Here is a 16,997-nt window from a genome sequence, read left to right on the forward strand (position 1 = left end):
GGGTGTCAGCGGCTTGCGAGAACGGGCGGTTGCCGTCATCATGGCCGCGCTCGCCGAGGAAACCTGCCCAACAACATGACGCTATCGCCTGACGCCACCGACGACGCTGTGACGACGGCGTTTGCCGGCCTTCCCGCATTGCTCGACCGGGCGCCTCGGCTGGTCTCGCGCGGGCGGCTGCTCGATTGCGACTGCCTGATCGGCCCGATGGCGCGGCCATCTCATGCCGTGATCCGCGCTGGGCGCATCGTCGAGCTGGTGCCTGCGCCAGTCCTGATGCGCTCGTGGCGTTTCGCCTATCGCGCGACGCCGCAGGCCTGGGCCGCCTACTGGCAGGCCGAGCCGAAACCCGGCTGGCACGACCTGCTGGCGCTGACCAAGCGCGGCGAGGCTGTGCTGGAGGGTGACCTGCATCCCTTCATGGCGCATCTGCAATACTTCAAGGACCTGCTGGCGCTGCCGCGGCAGCATTTCGCGGCGACCGCCTCATGAACGGCTACATCGAGCCGATGGTCGGCCGCTACGTTCACGTCGAGATCGGCGGCGAGCTGCACCGCATTTATTTCGAGGAGAACGGCACGGGCATCCCGCTGGTCTGCCTGCACACCGCGGGATCCGACGCGCGGCAGTGGCGGCATCTGCTCGCGGACGCGCAATTTGCCGAAAATTTCCGCATCATTGCCTTCGATATGCCCTGGCATGGCAAGTCGAATCCGCCGATGAGCTGGACCGGCGATGAATACCAACTCACCACCGCGCGCTATACCGAAACGATCCGCGCCTTCTGCCGCGCGCTGCGGTTGGAGAAGCCGGTCGTGATGGGCTGCTCGATCGGCGGCCGCATCGTTCTCAACCTTGCGATCGAACATGCCGCCGAGTTCCGCGCATTGATCGGGCTCGAGGCCGCCGATTTCCAGGCGCCGTGGTATGACACCGACTGGCTCAATCGTCCGGACGTCCATGGCGGCGAAGTCTGCGCGGCGCTGGTGTCGGGGCTGATTGCGCCACAGAGCCCCGAAGCGGCGCGGATGGAAACGCTGTGGGGCTACAAGCAGGGCGGCCCCGGCGTGTTCAAGGGGCGACCTGTATTTCTACCGTGTCGATGGCGACCTGCGCGGCCGCGTCGCGTCAATCGATACTAAAGTATGCAAGCTCTATCTGCTCACGGGCGAGTATGATTTCTCCTGCACGCCTGAGGACACGAGGCGGACGGCAGCGGCTATAGGGGGCGCCAGCGTCACGATCATGGAGCATCTCGGTCATTTTCCAATGAGCGAGAATCCCGGACAGTTTCGCCGCTACATCGCACCCGTCCTCGCCGACATTCTCACGCAGTAAATCGACCGTTTTCACGCAAGGAGTAGACGTATGACACGCAAATATCTCATCGGCTTCGCGCTCGCCGCCGCGCTCGCCGCCGCGCTCGGCGCGAGCCAGGCGCAGGCCGAGGAGCTGACCGGAACGCTGAAGAACATCAAGGACACCGGCGCGATCACGCTCGGCTACCGCGATTCCTCGATTCCGTTCTCCTACCTCGACGACAACCAGAAGCCCGTCGGCTACGCCATGGACATCTGCTACAAGATCGTCGATGCGATCAAGAAGGAGCTGAAGCTCGACAAGCTCGAGGTCAAGCTCAACCCGGTCACCTCGGCGACGCGCATTCCGCTGATGGCCAACGGCACCGTCGACCTCGAATGCGGCTCGACCACCAACAATGCCGAGCGCCAGAAGCAAGTCTGGTTCACCAACACCCACTTCCTGACCGCCAGCCGCTACGTCTTCAAGAAGTCGAGCGGGCTGAAGTCGATCGACGACCTGAAGGGCAAGTCGGTGGTCTCGACCGCCGGTACCACCAACATCAAGCAGCTCACCGAAGCCAATGTCGCGCGCGGCCTCGGCGCCAACATCATTCCGGCCAAGGATCACGCCGAAGCCTTCCTGATGGTCGAGACCGACCGCGCGGTCGCTTTCGTGATGGACGACATCCTGCTCGCCAGCCTCGTCGCCGGTTCGAAGTCGCCGGGCGACTACGTCATCTCCAAGGATGCGTTCTCCAAGCCGGAACCCTACGGCATCATGCTGCGCAAGGATGACGCGCCGTTCAAGAAGGTCGTCGACGCCGCCACCGCGGCGCTCTACACCAGCGGCGAAGGCGAGAAGATCTACGACAAGTGGTTCATGCAGAAGATTCCGCCGAAGGGCCTGACCCTCAATGTCGAGCTCGGGCCGGAGCTGAAGCACGAGTTCGCCAAGCCGTCGGACTCGCCGGATCCGGATTCGTACAAGTAAGCTGCCGAGACCTCATGGTTCGAGGCGGCGCAAAGCGCCGCCCCGCCAGGTGGACCAAAGAACCAAGCGTGTCCGGCCATTTTTGGAGGAGAATGGCCGGACATTTGCATATCGTCGGCGCATCGCGTTTGGATGCGCAGACGTTGCCGTTGAGCGTGACCGGCGCGGCCGCGTGGGGGACCCGTGAACTATAATTGGAACTGGCACATCTTTCTCGAGCCGAACCCGATGGGGACCGGCACCTATCTCGACCTGTTGCTGTCGGGACTGGTGGTCACCATCAAGGTGTCGGTGCTCGCCTGGATCATCGCGCTGGCGTCCGGCTCGGTGATCGGCGTGCTGCGCACGCTGCCGTCGCGGACGGCGTCATGGGTCGGCTTCTGCTGGGTCGAGTTCTTCCGCAACATGCCGCTGCTGGTGCAGCTGTTCCTGTGGTTCTTCGTGCTGCCCGAGCTGCTGCCGAGGTCCGCCGGGCTGTGGCTGAAGCAATTGCCGAACGCGCCGTTCTGGACCGCCGCGATCGGCGTCGGCCTGTTCATGTCGGCGCGCGTCGCCGTGCAATTGCAGGCCGGCATCACCTCGCTGCCGCGCGGCCAGAAGCAGGCCTCGACCGCGCTCGGCCTCACCACGGTGCAGACCTATCGCTATGTGCTGCTGCCGATGGCGTTCCGCATCATCTTGCCGCCGCTGACTTCCGAATTCCTCAACACCATCAAGAACAGCGCGGTCGCCATCACCATCGGCTTGATCGAGCTGACGGGCGAGGCGCGCTCGATGCAGGAGTTCTCGTTCCAGGTGTTCGAGGCCTTCACGGCGGCGACCGTGCTCTATCTCCTCCTCAATTTCGTCGTGGTCACCGCGATGCGCTTCCTCGAGCGCTATGTCGCGATCCCCGGCTACATCACGGGCAAATAACGATGCTCGGCAATTTCGATTTCGACGTCATCCGCCGCGCGCTGCCCTATCTTTTCTTCGAGGGCATGCGCTTCACGTTGACCCTGACGGCGCTCGCCGCGTTCGGCGGCCTGGTGTTCGGCACCCTGATCGCCTTGATGCGGTTGTCGAGCTACAAGTGGCTCGGGCGCATCGCCGGCTTCTATGTCGACTTCATCCGCTCGCTGCCGCTGGTGCTGGTGATCTTCTGGTTCTACTTTCTGGTGCCCTATATCGGACAGTGGCTGACCGGCGCGTCGCGGCCGATCACAGTCGGCGCCTTCGCCTCCTCGCTGATCACCTTCATCGCATTCGAGGCGGCCTATTTCTCCGAGATCATGCGCGCCGGCATCCAGTCGATCTCGAAGGGCCAGCCGGCCGCGGCCAGCGCGCTTGGCCTGACCTACGCGCAGTCGATGCGCTACGTCGTGCTGCCGCAGGCGTTCCGCAACATGCTGCCGGTGCTGCTGACGCAAACCATCGTGCTGTTCCAGGACACCTCGCTGGTCTACGTGCTGTCGATCCCGGACTTCCTCGGCGCCGCCAGCAAGGTCGCGCAGCGCGACGGCCGTCTGGTCGAAATGTACCTGTTCGCCGCGCTGGTCTACTTCGTCATTTCCTGTGTCGCGTCGTTCGGCGTCCGCCGCCTGCAGTCGCGCATTGCCATTATTCGCTAAGGCACGACCCGGAAAAGTGGGAACCGGTTTTCCGATAAGGTCATGCCTAAACAAAAAGCTGAGCCATCATGATCGAGATCAATCACGTCAATAAATGGTACGGGCCGACCTTCCAGGTGCTGAAGGACTGCACCACCAGCGTCGCCAAGGGCGAGGTGGTGGTGGTCTGCGGCCCGTCCGGCTCGGGCAAGTCGACGCTGATCAAATGCGTCAACGCGCTGGAGCCGATCCAGGGGGGCGACATCACGCTCGACGGCGTCAAGGTCAACGATCCCAAGACCGACCTGCCGAAGCTGCGCTCGCGCGTCGGCATGGTGTTTCAGCACTTCGAACTGTTCCCGCATCTGCGGATCATCGACAATCTCTGCCTCGCGCAGGAGAAGGTCTTGGGCCGCAAGCATGGCGACGCCATGGCCAAGGGCATGAAGCTTTTGGAGCGCGTCGGGCTGAAGGATCATGCCAAGAAGTATCCCGCCGAGCTGTCAGGCGGTCAGCAGCAGCGCGTCGCGATCGCCCGGGCGCTGGCGATGGACCCGATCGCGATGCTGTTCGACGAGCCGACCTCGGCGCTCGATCCCGAGATGATCAGCGAGGTGCTCGACGTCATGGTCGACCTCGCCCGCGAGGGCATGACCATGATGGTGGTGACCCACGAAATGGGCTTCGCCAACAAGGTCGCCGACCGCGTCATCTTCATGGACCGCGGCGAGATCGTCGAGGACGCCAAGAAGGCCGACTTCTTCGGCACGCCGCGCAGCGACCGGGCGCAGAAGTTCCTGTCGAAGATCCTGCAGCATTAGGGCCGGACCTTTCCCCTCGTCATTCCGGGGCTCGCGCCAAGTGGCGCGCCCCGGAATGACGGCGCGGAAGGGTTTTCCCCCGTTAACAATTTGCGTATAGGAAGGCCTGAAACTTCGCCTTCCGTCCGCAGGAGAACTCGCGTGGAAAAGATCGCTTACGTCAACGGCTCGTACGTGCCGCATTCCGAGGCCAAGGTCTCGGTGTTCGACCGCGGATTCCTGTTCGCCGACGGGATCTACGAGGTGGCGGCGGTGCTCGAGGGCAAGTTGATCGACAACGCCTCGCATCTGGCCCGGCTGAAGCGCTCGGTTGGCGAGATCCAGCTGGCGCTGCCGGAGACGCTGGAGCGGATCGAGGAGATCCAGAAGGAACTGGTCAAGCGCAACGACCTCGTCAACGGCATGGTCTATCTCGAGGTCACCCGCGGCGCCGACACGGGACGTGACTTCGCCTTCCCGAAGGCGGAGGCGAACGTCAAGCCGACCCTCGTGATGTTCATCTCGGAAAAGGACATCATCAACGCGCCCTCGGCCAAGACCGGCATCAACGTCATCACGGTGCCCGACATCCGTTGGGAGCGGCGCGACATCAAGAGCGTGGCGCTGTTGGCGCAGGTGCTGGCCAAGCAGGCCGCGGCTGCGGCCGGCGCCGGCGAAGCCTGGATGATCGAAGACGGCAAGGTCACCGAGGGCGGTTCGTCCTCGTCCTTCATCGTCACCCAGGACGATGTCATCGTGACCCGTCACAACGGCAACGAGATCCTGCCCGGCTGCACCCGCAAGGCGGTGGTCAAGCTCGCCGAGGAGCGCCAGCTCCGCATCGAGGAGCGCGCCTTCACGGTCGCGGAAGCGCTTGCCGCCAAGGAAGCCTTCATCACCAGCGCCTCGGTGTTCGTGCAGGGCGTGGTCGCGATCGACGGCAAGACCGTCGGCAGCGGCAAGGTCGGCCCGATCACCGACCGCCTGCGCGAGATCTACGTCGAGTTCGCGAAGGCGACCGCGGTTTAGCGCGGGACCCTCCGCTTGTCATTCCGGGGCGCGCCGCTTGGCGCGAGCTCGGAATGACGGCGGGAGGAATCTACGCCGCCACTTTCACCTTCACCGGGTGCACTGCGCGGAAGCCGATCGCGATCCGGTTCCACGCGTTGATGGCGCCGATCAGCGTGGTCAGGTTGACCAGCTCGCTATCCGAAAACTCGGCACGCACCGCCTCGTAGTCGGCGTCAGGTGCGTGCGTTTCCGACACCAGCGTCAATGCCTCGGTCCAGGCCAGCGCCGCGCGCTCGCGCTCGGAGTAGAGCGGCGACTCGCGCCAGGCGTTGAGCAGATAGAGCCGCTGCTCGGTCTCGCCATGCTTGCGGGCGTCCTCGGTGTGCATGTTGATGCAGTAGGCGCAGCCGTTGATCTGGGAGGCGCGGGTCTTGACCAGCTCGATCAGCGACTGCTCGAGGCCGCTCGCGCTGATCTGGCTCTCCACGGCTACCAGCGCTTTGATCGTCTCGGGGGCAGCCTGATAGAAGTTCATCCGGGGTTTCATGGTCGTTCTCCTTGGTTGGGTCTGGGATTGCTAGTGTGCGCCGCCGCCGCCAGCGAACTGGCCCGGTTTCTTCAGGACCAGGGTCGCGACCAGCGCGATGATCAGCGCCACGCCGAGCAGATAGAAGGTGTCGCTGAAGGCCAGGATGTAGGCCTGCTTCTGCACGACCTTGCCGATCGCGGCGGTCGCGCGATGAGCGGCTTCGGCCTGGTCGGCGACGCCGTGGTTCATGAAATACTGCGTCAGCTGCGCGATCCGGCTGCGGGTTGCCTCCTCCAGCAGCGAGACCGACTGCATCAGCACGTTGGAATGATACTGCTCGCGCTTGGTCAGCAGTGTCTGCAGCGCGGCGATGCCGATCGCGCCGCCGAGGTTGCGCATCATGTTGAACAGCGCCGACGCCGATCCGGCGTTCTCCGCTTCGATTCCGGCCGTTGCAACCGCCGACAGCGGAGCGAAGGCAAGCGCCTGACCGACGGCACGGACGACGTTCGGCCAAAGCAGCTGATCGGCGGCATAGTCGTTGGTCATGTAGATGTTCATGAAGTTGGAGCCGGCGAACAGTGCAAATCCGACACCGATGACGATGCGGGGATCGAAGCGCTGCATCAGTTTCGGCACCAGCGGGATCAGCACGAGCTGCGGCAGGCCGGTCCAGGCCAGCACCATGCCGATCTGCTCGGAGTTGTAGCCCTGGATGCGCGCCAGATACTGCGGCAGGATGAACACCGAGCCATACAGCGCAATGCCCATCAGGAAGTTCGCCAGCATGCCGAAGCCGAAATTGCGGCGGGCGAGCAGGCGCAGATTGAGCAGCGGCTTCTCGACGGTGAATTCGACGATCAGGAAGGCGACCAGCGCGACGGCTGCGATGACAGACAGGCGGACGATGAAGGGCGAGCCGAACCAGTCGTCCTTGTTGCCTTCTTCCAGCACGGTCTGCAGCGCGGCGAGTCCGATCGCCATGGTGATGATGCCGAGCCAGTCGCCCTGGCGCAGCAACGACAGTTTCATCGGGCTCGGCTCGAGCGAGACGAACAGCATCGCGATCATCACGGCGCCGGGCACCAGGTTGACGTAGAAGATGTACTGCCAGCCCCAGTTCTCGGTGAGATAGCCGCCGATGGTCGGGCCGATCGCGGGAGCGAACGTCGCCGACAGCGCGAACAGCGCGAGGCCGATCGGCTGTTTTGCCTTTGGCAGCAGCGTGATGATCAGCGTGAACGCCATCGGGATCAGCACGCCGCCGGTGAAGCCCTGCACGGCCCGCAGCGCGATCATCTGCGGCAGGTCCTGCGCCAGCGCGCAGGCCGCCGAGAACACCAGGAACAGGAACGCGTTGGTGAGCAGATAGATGCGCACCGAGAACACCCGCGCGAGCCAGCCGGAGAGCGGGATCACCACGATCTCGGCGATCAGATAGGAGGTCGAGATCCAGCCGCCATCGTCGATGCCGGCGCCGATGCCGCCCTGAATGTCGGCGAGCGAGGCGTTGACGATCTGGATGTTGAGCACCGCCATGAACGCCCCGAGCGTGGCGCCGATCACCGCGATCCAGGTCCTGGTCGGGACCGCCGGTGTTGCAGGCGCGGCGGGGTTGGGAATGGGGACGGCGTTAGCTGTGGGCTGAAGTGTGGTCATCGGGGTCGTCCTTACTGGCCCCCACAACATGTATTAGGCGGCCGGTTTCGATAATCCGGGAAGGAGTGGAAGGATTGTCCGGCAGAGGTTGATAATCGGGATGCCTAGCGCCTCCGGCATTCGTGGCGGCCAGCAGCTCGACACGATGGCTGATCTCAGCCCTGTCGATAGGTGAGGTGAGCACGCTGGATTGGCTCCCTCCTCCGGAAGGGGGAGGGAGCCCTGCCGTCGGCGGCTGCGGCACGAAGGAGAAGCGAGCAGGATGGAGAACACAAAAACGCGATCGACCACCGTTGCGGTGATCGATCGCGTCAAGCTAGTTGAAGAAGTGCTTTGCGCTAACCGCCGTTTGCCCGCATCGCCGACGCCAGCCGCCGCTTCTCCTCGCGCTCGGCCAGCACCGTCGCCTTGGTGTTGACGGTCGGGATCGCCGACATGCCCGGCCGCAGCAGGCCGGTCAGGCTGTGATCGTCGAGCACGATCTTGACCGGCACGCGCTGCACGATCTTGGTGAAGTTGCCGGTGGCGTTGTCGGGCGGCAGCAGCGCGAATTCGAGGCCGCTCGCCGGCGACAGGCTGTCGACATGGCCCTTCAGCGTGGTGCCGTGGAAACTGTCGACGGTGAGCTCGACCGGCTGGCCGTTGCGCACATGGGTCAGCTGCGTCTCCTTGAAATTGGCGACTACATAGACCGCATCCAGCGGCACCACCGCCATCAGCTGGGTGCCGGCCTGCACATATTGTCCGACGCGCAGCGTGCGGGCGCCGACCGTGCCGTCGACCGGCGCGGTGATCCCCGCGTAGGACAGGTTCAACTCGGCCTGCTGCTTGACCGCACGGGCGCGGTCGACCTGCGCCACCGCCTGAGCACGCTGCGTGGTCAGCACGTCGACCTTGCGCTGCGCCGCCGACAGCGCCGACTTCGCATGCTGCAATTGCGCCGTGTTGGCGCGCAACGCCGCGTCGGTCTGCTGCGCGCGTTGAATGGTGCCGGAGCCGGATTTCATCAGCCCGTCGTAGCGGGTTTGCTCCTCCTGGGCGAATTTCAGATTGGCCTCGGCGGCGGTGACGTCGGCGGTGCCCTGGTCGATGATCGGCTGCTGCAATTCGAGCTGCGCATCGAGGTTGCGCACCGCGGCTTCCGCGGCGTTCACGTCGGCCTTGGCCTGGCCGAGCGCGGTGCGGTAGTCGCGGTCGTCGATTTGAGCCAGCAGCTGGCCGGCCTTCACCGGCTGGTTGTCGGTGACCAGCACCTGGGCGATGTAGCCCGACACCTTCGGCGCGATGATGGTGGAGTCCGCCTTCACATAGGCGTCGTCGGTAGACTCCAGATAGCGGCCGGTGGTGAAGTAGTCGTAGCCGAAGTCACTGGCGACGGCGATGCCGAGCAGGGCGGCGAGTCCGAGGCTCACCCGCTTGACCGTCTGCCGCGACGGGCGGAGACCGATTTTGGTTGCTTCTTCAGGGGGATAGGTGGTGGTCGACATGGTCGTCTCCTGGCCGAACATCTTGCGTCCTTCCAGAAAGGGCGCCGGTTACGGCCTTAGATGCAATGTCCTCCCCGCTGTGATAATCCCGATAAAACTGGAAGCATTATCAAGCCAGCGCTGATAATCCGGACCCTGCCGCATGGATCGCCTGACCAGTTTGACCGCGTTCGTCCGGGTCGTGGATTCCGGCGGCTTTTCCGCGGCCGGCCGCAAGCTCAACATGTCCACCACGATGGTGAGCAACCACGTGCAGTCGCTGGAGGACCGGCTCGGCGCCCGGCTGCTCAACCGCACCACGCGCAAGGTCAGCCTGACCGAGGTCGGCCAGGCCTATTACGACCGCTGCATCCAGATCCTCGCCGACATCGAACAGGCCGACGAGGTCGCCGGCGCGCAGCAATCGGTGCCGCGCGGCACGCTGCGGATCTTCACCAACACCCATCTGGTCCAGTTCCTGTCACCCGCGGTGGCCGAGTTCCTCGCGACCTATCCCGAGGTCAAGGTCGATCTCACGATCGGCGAGCGGAATGCCGACCTGATCGACGAGAATTACGACCTCGCGGTGCGCATGACCCCGCCGCCGGACTCCAGCCTGATCGTGCGCACCATCGCGACCTGGCGCCACGTGCTGTGCGCGTCGCACGGCTATATCGCGCAACACGGCAAGCCCGACCAGCTCGCCGATCTCGCGGCGCGCAACTGCATGCGCCATGCCAACTACCCCTATGGCGACGACTGGCACTTCACCGATCGCAGGGGCACACCGGCTGCGGTGCGGGTTACGGGAAACCTCGTCTCCAACAGCGGCGAGACGCTGAAGCTCGCTGCGCTCGCCGGCGTCGGTGTCTTCCTCGCGGCTGGCTTCCTGGTCCGCGACGAGCTGGAGTCCGGACAATTGGTGCGGCTGCTGCCCGAGTACCGGCCGGTCGAGCTCACCATGAACGCGATCTATCCGCATCGCCATCATCTCTCGGCCAAGGTGCGCACCTTCATCGATCTCCTGGTGCGCCACGCGACCGAGCAGCAGAAGCTGATCAATCCGTATTCGTGAGACGGTGTAACCGTCTTTGTGCGAAGGACGTACTCCGATCTCTCCCCGTCATCCTTCGAGGCTCGCAAGAGCTTGCTCCGCAGGATGACGGGTCTAGCGGGGCACCGCTCATCCGCTGGTCATGACCGCCCGGCATCCCTTGCATGGCATGTGCGTGTATCAAGAATGCACCGTCTGCCGCCGGGGCCTGCCATGCCGCTTCGTCTCCTCGCATCGTTTCTGTTCGCGCTCGCAGCATCCGTGCTGCTGCACACGCCTGCACGCGCCGCCTATCCCGACCACGTCGTCAAGATCGTGGTGCCGTTCGCGCCGGGCGGCGGCACCGACGTCGTGGCGCGCACGCTGGCGCAGGAAATGCAGAAGGATCTCGGCGTCACGGTCATCATCGAGAACAAGCCGGGCGCGGGCACCATCATCGGCACGCAGAGCGTCGCCGCGAGCCCACCCGACGGCTACACGCTGCTGATGGCGACCTTCGCCAACGCGGTCAACCCGAGTCTCTACCGCAAGCTGCCCTATGATCCGCACAAGGACCTTGCGCCGGTGGCGCTGGTGGCGCGCTCGTTCAACGTCGTGGTGGTCAATCCGTCCTCGCCGATCAAGTCGATCGCGGACCTGATCGCAGCCGCCAAGGCCGATCCGGAAAAGCTGTCCTACGGAACCTACGGCACCGGCACCTCGGCGCATCTCGCCGGTGAGTTGTTCAAGCACATGGCCGGCGTCAACCTGACCACCGTGCCCTACAAGGGCGCCGCGCCAGGGATCACCGACCTGTTGGGCGGCCAGATCCAGGTGATGTTCACGACCGTCGCAAGCTGCGCGTCGCTGGTCGAGGCCGGGCAGCTGCGCGCGATCGCCGTGACCTCGACCGAGCGCTCGCCGTCGTTCCCGAAATTGCCGACCGTGTCGGAAGCCGGTGTACCCGGCTACGCGGCGGAATCCTGGTACGGCCTTTACGCACCTGCGAACACGCCTCCCGACATCATCGACCGCCTCAACAAATCAGCCGCCAGGGCGGTGCAGGCGGCGGCCTTCAGGAAGCTCAGCGTCAATGAGGGCCTTGTGATGGTCGCTGCACCGCCCGCAGACCTCGACCGCTATTTTGCTGGCGAGGAGGTGCGCTGGCGAAAGGTGATTGAGGACGCCGGTATCAAGGCTGACTAGACTGCCCGCCCGGGACGCCGATCACATCTTTTTGCATCGCCATGCCGCAACCGTGATTCTAGACGCAACGAATGGTTCCTGGGGTCGTTGATGACGGGACGCCGGCAACACCGCCGGTTTGGATCAGGCCTCGGGCTGGGGAGTGAACCATGTGGATTCTGTTGCTGCTGCCGTTCATCGGCTTGCTATGGGTGCCGTTCTATAATTTTGCCGAGCCGTCGCTGTTCGGCTTTCCCTTCTTCTACTGGTACCAGCTCGCCTGGGTGCCGATCTCCTCGCTCTTGATCTGGCTGGTCTATCGCAGCCGCCGGCCCGATGCCGACGAGCAGCGGTGAGGGGGCAGCCATGACCGATCATATCGCCTGGGTGGCGCTTTCCGTCTTCATCTTCTTCTTCGCGCTCGTCACCGTGATGGGCTTCTTCGCCGCGCGCTGGAAATCCGGCCCGGTGAACGAGCATCTCGACGAATGGGGCCTCGGCGGCCGCCAGTTCGGCACCTGGATCACCTGGTTCCTGGTCGGCGGCGATTTCTACACCGCCTACACCGTGATCGCGGTGCCGGCGCTGGTCTATGCGGTCGGCGCCTACGGCTTCTTCGCGCTGCCCTACACCATCATCGTGTATCCCTTCGTGTTCGCCGTGATGCCGGTGCTGTGGAAGAAGGCGCATGCCAACGGCTATGTCACCGCCGCGGATGTGGTCCACGGCGCCTACGGTTCGCGTGCGCTCGAGCTCGCGGTGGCGCTGACCGGCCTGGTCGCGACCATGCCCTATATCGCGTTGCAGCTGATCGGCATGGAGGTCGTGATCAAGGCGATGGGCCTGACCGGCGAGTTGCCGATCATCGCCGCCTTCGTGATCCTCGCGCTCTATACCTACAGTTCCGGCCTGCGTGCACCGGCGCTGATCGCCTTCGTCAAGGACATCATGATCTACATCGTGGTGCTGACGGCGGTGGTGGTGGTGCCCTCGAAGCTCGGCGGCTATGGCGCGGTGTTCTCGGCCGCCAACGACGCCTTCACAGCCAAGGGCGGCGCCACTGGCTTGACGCTGAAGGGCGCGCAATATCTGCCCTATGCGACGCTGGCGCTCGGCTCGGCGCTGGCCGCCTTCATGTATCCGCACACGCTGACCGGCATCTTCGCTTCGAAGTCGGCGGATACCATCCGCAAGAACGCGATCCTGCTGCCGGCCTATACACTGCTGCTCGGCCTGATCGCGCTGCTCGGCTACATGGCCTATGCCGCAGGGATCAAGGTGACGTCGCCGAACGACGTGGTGCCGACGCTGTTCAAGACGTTGTTCCCGGAATGGTTCGCAGGCTTCGCGTTCTCGGCGATCGCGATCGGCGCGCTGGTGCCGGCCGCGGTGATGAGCATCGGCGCCGCCAACCTGTTCACCCGCAATGTCTGGAAGCACTATGTCAATCCCGGCATCTCGCATGCCGGTGAGGCGTCGGTGGCGAAGATCACCTCGCTGGTGGTGAAGGTCGGCGCGCTCGCCTTCATCCTGTTCCTGCCGACGCAATATGCACTCGACCTGCAACTGCTCGGCGGCCTCTGGATCGTGCAGACACTGCCGGCGCTGGTGTTCGGCCTGTTCACCGTCTGGTTCCGCGCCGAGGGCCTGCTGCTCGGCTGGGCGGTCGGCATCGGCTGGGGCACCTACACGGCGTGGAGCAACGGGCTGAAGCCGCTGGCCAGCATCTCGCTCGGCGATACCAGCTATACCTTCTATGTCGGGCTCGGCGCGCTCTTGCTCAACATCGTGGTGGCGGTGATCGCGACCGTCCTGGCCGGGTTGATCTCACCCGCCAAGCGCGGCGCGGCGGCCTGAGCCATCGTGCGTATCTGACGGGGCGGAGGCAAGAAGCGCGGTGAGCCGCGCCACCTCCGCCCTGGTCTTGTCGATCGCGGCGTCCTTCACCGGCCCATAGCCGCGGATCTCCATCGGCGCCTTTGCGATTGCGACCAGGTCGGGCAGGCGCGCCGCATCGAGCTTGCCGAGCAGTGTTTCGATCAGCGCCTCGTACCACGTGATCAGCTCACGCTCGGCGCGGCGCTCCGCGGTGTAGCCGAATACGTCGAACGGCGTGCCGCGCAGCACCTTCAGTCGCGCGAGCAGCCGCAACGGCGTCTGGATCCACTGCCCGAACGCGCGCTTCCTCGGCCGTCCGCGCGCGTCGCGCCGCGCCGGCAGCAACGGCGGCGCAAGGTGGTATTGCACCGTGAAGTCGCCGTCGAACTTATGCTTGAGCTCGTCGAGGAAGCCGGTCTGCATATGGAGCCGCGCCACCTCATATTCGTCCTTGTAGGCCATCAGCTTGAACAGCGAGCGGGCAACGGCGTCGGCGAGAGTGTCGCTCCCGAACGACGCCTCGGCGCGGCGCACGCGATCGACCTTTGCGCGGTAGCGCGCGGCATACGCGTCGTCCTGGTAATCGCGCAGGAAATCGGCGCGGCGCGCGATCATCTGCTCCAGCGTCTCAGGGACATTGGCCGCAACATCGTCTGGCTTCGGCAGGAAGTCGGGATCGGCAAGCGCGAGCCGTCCCCAGGCCAGCGCCTGCTTGTTGCGCTCGACGGCGACGCCGTTCAGCTCGATCGCGCGCGTCACCGCGTCCAGCGACACCGGCACCAGGCCCTGTTGCCAGGCGAAGCCGAGCATCATGATGTTGGCGAACACGCTGTCGCCGAGCAGTCGTTCGGCCAGAGCATTCGCGTCGATGGTGGTGAGGTTGCCGGAGCCGATCACCCGCTCGATGGCGCGCAAGCGAACAGGCGAGGCGAGGTCGGCATCGCGGAAGCGCACCACGTCGCCGGTCGGCATCTCCGCGGTGTTGACCGCAGCGCGCATGCCCTTGCGGTAGGTGCCGGACGCCTTGGCCGACGAGCTCACCACGAGATCGCAGCCGACCAGCGCGTCGGCTGCGCCCTGGTCGATCCGCACCTGATGCAGCGCGCCGGGCGTGGCCGCAAGCCGCAGGAAGCTCAGCACCGGACCGAACTTCTGCGCAAAGCCGGTGAAGTCGAGCACCGAGACGCCGCGCCGCTCGAGATGCGCGGCCATCGCGATCAGCGCGCCGACCGTGATGACGCCGGTGCCGCCGACGCCGGTGACGAGAAGATCATAGGGCTTGTCGAGCGCCGCGAACTCCGGCGCCGGCAGCATTGCGGCGCGCGCCAGCGGATCGATTGCGCTCGCACTCTTGGCCCGCCGCTTGCCGCCCTCGATGGTGACGAAGCTCGGGCAGAAGCCGTTGAGGCAGGAAAAGTCCTTGTTGCAGGTCGAGAGGTTGATCTTGCGCTTGCGGCCGAACGGCGTCTCCTTCGGCTCGACGCTGAGGCAGTTGGATTCCACCGAGCAGTCGCCGCAGCCTTCGCAGACGAGGTCGTTGATATAGGCGAAGCGTTGGGGATCGGCGATCGTGCCACGCTTGCGGCGGCGGCGCTTCTCGGTGGCGCAGGTCTGCTGATAGATCAGTACGGTGACGCCGGAAATTTCGCGCAGCTCGCGCTGCACGGCGTCCATCTCCTCTCGCGGATGAATCGTGACGCCAACCGGCAGGTCCGCCGGCGAAAAATGCGCGGGATCATCCGACACCAGCGCGATTCGCGACACACCCTCGGCGCGGACGGAGTGCGCGATCGCCTGCACGCTGACCGGCCCGTCCACCGGTTGGCCGCCGGTCATCGCCACCGCGTCGTTGAACAGGATCTTGTAGGTGATGTTGGCTTTGGCCGCGATCGCCTGCCGGATCGCCATCGAGCCCGAGTGATAATAGGTGCCTTCGCCGAGATTCTGGAATACGTGGCTGTTGCCGGTGAATTTCGACGACGCCGCCCAGTTGACGCCTTCGCCGCCCATCTGGATCAGCGACGAGGTTTCCCGGTCCATCCAACTCGCCATGAAGTGGCAGCCGATGCCGGCCAGCGCTTTCGAGCCCTCGGGCACTTTCGTCGACGTATTGTGCGGGCAGCCCGAGCAGAAATACGGCGTGCGCGTCGCGCCCGGCACCGCGATGCTCCGATCCGGTTCCGGCACCAGCGCAGCGGCGCGGCGCGCGAGCTGAAGTTCGGGAAACATCGGATCGAGCCGCCGCGCCAGCACATCGGCCAGCATCCGCGGCGACAACTCGCCGGTCCAGGAGATCAGCCGTGCGCCACGCTCGTCATGCTTGCCGACCATCCGCTCCGGCTTGGCGCCGGGATAGTCGTAGAAATATTCCTTGAACTGGCTCTCGATGATGCCGCGCTTCTCCTCGACCACCAATATCTCGCGCTTGCCCGTCACGAACTCCATCGCATCGTGCAGCGCCAGCGGCCACACCATGCCGACCTTGTAGATGTCGATGCCGAAGCGGCGGCATGCGGCCTCGTCGAGGCCGACCAGCCGCAGCGCCTCCATCAAATCGAGATGCGCCTTGCCTGTGGTGACGATGCCGTAGGTCGCGCCCTTGATGTCGTAGATGCGACGGTCGATCGGATTGGCTTTTGCAAACGCGTAGACCGCGTGCTTCTTCGCCTCCAGCCGCTCCTCGATCTGCGGGCCCGGCAGATCCGGCCAGCGATAATGCAGGCCGCCCGGCGGCGGCACGAAATCCGGCCGTATGAAGCGGCGCGGTGCAGGCAGCTCAACCGAGGCGCCGGACTCGACGATCTCCGAGATCGCCTTGAAGCCGACCCACATGCCGGAGAACCGGCTCAGCGCGTAGCCGTACTCGCCGAACGCGAGATATTCGCCGACATCGGCCGGGTGCAGCGTCGGCATGAACCAGCTCATGAAGGCGACATCGGACTGGTGCGGCATCGAGGACGATACGCAGCCATGATCGTCGCCGGCGACGACCAGCACGCCGCCGTGCGGCGAGGAGCCATAGGCATTGCCGTGCTTCAGTGCATCGCCCGAGCGATCGACGCCGGGGCCCTTGCCGTACCACAGCCCGAACACGCCATCGACCTCGCGGTCCCTCTGGGTCTCGACCTGCTGCGAACCGAGCACCGCGGTCGCGGCGAGGTCCTCATTCACCGCGGGCAGGAACTCGATGCGGCTGTCCTCGAGCAGTTGTTTGATCTTCCACAGTTCGAGATCGACGCCGCCGAGCGGCGAGCCGCGATAGCCGGAGATGAAGCCCGCAGTGTTCAGTCCGCTCGCGCGGTCGCGCCTGATCTGATCGAGCGCGACGCGGACGATCGCCTGCGTGCCGGTCAGGAAGACCCGGCCGCGTTCCCTGCTGTAGCGCTCGGACAACTGGTAAGCGTCGAGCAGCGGCATCTGTCCCATGGGTGACCCTTTCGGGAATCGAAATGTCTGATCGGACAAGGCTATGCCCTGACGTCTGGTAGGTCTTACCTATCCGTTCTCCATCAGGCTCAAATTCGGTAGAAGATTGTCCAAGACGTCATGATTTGG

At 64.9% G+C, this 16,997-nt stretch carries 14 protein-coding genes and 1 pseudogene; 11 read left to right on the forward strand and 4 right to left on the reverse strand.

The genetic code is table 11. The annotated features are described in order from the left end of the window. The first annotated feature begins 75 nt into the window (after positions 1-75). The 7 genes and pseudogenes from CK489_RS14060 (at position 76) to CK489_RS14090 (ending at position 5,710) form a co-directional block, all read left to right on the forward strand. Positions 76-492 (forward strand): hypothetical protein, encoded by a 417-nt coding sequence (locus tag CK489_RS14060; RefSeq protein WP_050628483.1) that lies wholly within the window; start codon positions 76-78, stop codon positions 490-492. Beyond that, a pseudogene (locus CK489_RS14065) lies at positions 489-1,338 on the forward strand (alpha/beta fold hydrolase). The gene CK489_RS14060 and the pseudogene CK489_RS14065 overlap by 4 nt, the downstream one beginning before the upstream one ends. A 30-nt stretch (positions 1,339-1,368) precedes the next feature. Continuing rightward, on the forward strand, positions 1,369-2,292 hold the full coding sequence (locus CK489_RS14070; RefSeq protein WP_245350371.1) for an amino acid ABC transporter substrate-binding protein: 924 nt from the start codon (positions 1,369-1,371) through the stop codon (positions 2,290-2,292). A 183-nt stretch (positions 2,293-2,475) separates the two neighbouring features. Then, positions 2,476-3,207: an amino acid ABC transporter permease gene (locus CK489_RS14075; RefSeq protein WP_095732684.1), complete on the forward strand. Its 732-nt coding sequence runs from the start codon at positions 2,476-2,478 to the stop codon at positions 3,205-3,207. Between the two features lie 2 nt (positions 3,208-3,209). Then, on the forward strand, positions 3,210-3,902 hold the full coding sequence (locus CK489_RS14080; RefSeq protein ID WP_095732685.1) for an amino acid ABC transporter permease: 693 nt from the start codon (positions 3,210-3,212) through the stop codon (positions 3,900-3,902). A gap of 68 nt (positions 3,903-3,970) precedes the next feature. Next, positions 3,971-4,702: an amino acid ABC transporter ATP-binding protein gene (locus CK489_RS14085; RefSeq protein ID WP_095732686.1), complete on the forward strand. Its 732-nt coding sequence runs from the start codon at positions 3,971-3,973 to the stop codon at positions 4,700-4,702. Positions 4,703-4,843: 141 nt separating this feature from the next. Continuing rightward, complete coding sequence (locus CK489_RS14090) at positions 4,844-5,710, forward strand: D-amino-acid transaminase (RefSeq protein WP_095732687.1); 867 nt, start codon at positions 4,844-4,846, stop codon at positions 5,708-5,710. Between the two features lie 70 nt (positions 5,711-5,780). Here CK489_RS14090 and CK489_RS14095 read toward each other — a convergent pair whose 3' ends face one another. The 3 genes from CK489_RS14095 to CK489_RS14105 all read right to left on the reverse strand — a co-directional run bounded on the left by CK489_RS14095 (position 5,781) and on the right by CK489_RS14105 (position 9,367). After that, positions 5,781-6,239, reverse strand: coding sequence for a carboxymuconolactone decarboxylase family protein (locus CK489_RS14095; protein WP_050628488.1), 459 nt, complete (start codon positions 6,237-6,239; stop codon positions 5,781-5,783). A 30-nt stretch (positions 6,240-6,269) separates the two neighbouring features. After that, positions 6,270-7,880: an MDR family MFS transporter gene (locus tag CK489_RS14100; protein ID WP_095732688.1), complete on the reverse strand. Its 1,611-nt coding sequence runs from the start codon at positions 7,878-7,880 to the stop codon at positions 6,270-6,272. A gap of 338 nt (positions 7,881-8,218) precedes the next feature. Beyond that, positions 8,219-9,367: an HlyD family secretion protein gene (locus CK489_RS14105; protein WP_050628563.1), complete on the reverse strand. Its 1,149-nt coding sequence runs from the start codon at positions 9,365-9,367 to the stop codon at positions 8,219-8,221. 142 nt (positions 9,368-9,509) lie between these two features. Between CK489_RS14105 and CK489_RS14110 the strand changes: the two genes are divergently transcribed. From CK489_RS14110 to mctP, 4 genes are all read left to right on the forward strand, one after another. Further along, positions 9,510-10,421, forward strand: coding sequence for a LysR family transcriptional regulator (locus CK489_RS14110; protein ID WP_050628489.1), 912 nt, complete (start codon positions 9,510-9,512; stop codon positions 10,419-10,421). 192 nt (positions 10,422-10,613) lie between these two features. Continuing rightward, positions 10,614-11,585, forward strand: a complete 972-nt coding sequence (locus tag CK489_RS14115) for a Bug family tripartite tricarboxylate transporter substrate binding protein (RefSeq protein ID WP_095732689.1) — start codon at positions 10,614-10,616, stop codon at positions 11,583-11,585. A gap of 149 nt (positions 11,586-11,734) precedes the next feature. Next, entirely contained in the window at positions 11,735-11,920 is a 186-nt protein-coding gene (locus CK489_RS14120) for a DUF3311 domain-containing protein (protein WP_050628491.1), read from the forward strand. A 10-nt stretch (positions 11,921-11,930) separates the two neighbouring features. Next, positions 11,931-13,421 (forward strand): monocarboxylate uptake permease MctP, encoded by a 1,491-nt coding sequence (gene mctP, locus CK489_RS14125; RefSeq protein WP_050628492.1) that lies wholly within the window; start codon positions 11,931-11,933, stop codon positions 13,419-13,421. On the opposite strand, the gene CK489_RS14130 is transcribed toward mctP, so the two are convergent. Then, the gene (locus CK489_RS14130) at positions 13,392-16,868 is read right to left on the reverse strand and encodes an indolepyruvate ferredoxin oxidoreductase family protein (protein WP_095732690.1); all 3,477 of its coding nucleotides are present in this window, start codon (positions 16,866-16,868) and stop codon (positions 13,392-13,394) included. The genes mctP and CK489_RS14130 overlap by 30 nt on opposite strands. Between the last annotated feature and the right edge of the window lie 129 nt (positions 16,869-16,997).

Origin of the sequence: Bradyrhizobium sp. UFLA03-84 (assembly GCF_002289535.1) — a bacterium.
Lineage (GTDB): Bacteria > Pseudomonadota > Alphaproteobacteria > Rhizobiales > Xanthobacteraceae > Bradyrhizobium > Bradyrhizobium viridifuturi.

Coding starts and splice junctions, on each gene's coding strand:
- CK489_RS14060 (WP_050628483.1), top strand. CDS start 76: ATGACGCTATCGCCTGACGCCACCGACGACGCTGTGACGACGGCGTTT.
- CK489_RS14070 (WP_245350371.1), top strand. CDS start 1,369: ATGACACGCAAATATCTCATCGGCTTCGCGCTCGCCGCCGCGCTCGCC.
- CK489_RS14080 (WP_095732685.1), top strand. CDS start 3,210: ATGCTCGGCAATTTCGATTTCGACGTCATCCGCCGCGCGCTGCCCTAT.
- CK489_RS14085 (WP_095732686.1), top strand. CDS start 3,971: ATGATCGAGATCAATCACGTCAATAAATGGTACGGGCCGACCTTCCAG.
- CK489_RS14095 (WP_050628488.1), bottom strand. CDS start 6,239: ATGAAACCCCGGATGAACTTCTATCAGGCTGCCCCCGAGACGATCAAA.
- CK489_RS14100 (WP_095732688.1), bottom strand. CDS start 7,880: ATGACCACACTTCAGCCCACAGCTAACGCCGTCCCCATTCCCAACCCC.
- CK489_RS14105 (WP_050628563.1), bottom strand. CDS start 9,367: ATGTCGACCACCACCTATCCCCCTGAAGAAGCAACCAAAATCGGTCTC.
- CK489_RS14110 (WP_050628489.1), top strand. CDS start 9,510: ATGGATCGCCTGACCAGTTTGACCGCGTTCGTCCGGGTCGTGGATTCC.
- CK489_RS14115 (WP_095732689.1), top strand. CDS start 10,614: ATGCCGCTTCGTCTCCTCGCATCGTTTCTGTTCGCGCTCGCAGCATCC.
- CK489_RS14120 (WP_050628491.1), top strand. CDS start 11,735: ATGTGGATTCTGTTGCTGCTGCCGTTCATCGGCTTGCTATGGGTGCCG.
- mctP (WP_050628492.1), top strand. CDS start 11,931: ATGACCGATCATATCGCCTGGGTGGCGCTTTCCGTCTTCATCTTCTTC.
- CK489_RS14130 (WP_095732690.1), bottom strand. CDS start 16,868: ATGGGACAGATGCCGCTGCTCGACGCTTACCAGTTGTCCGAGCGCTAC.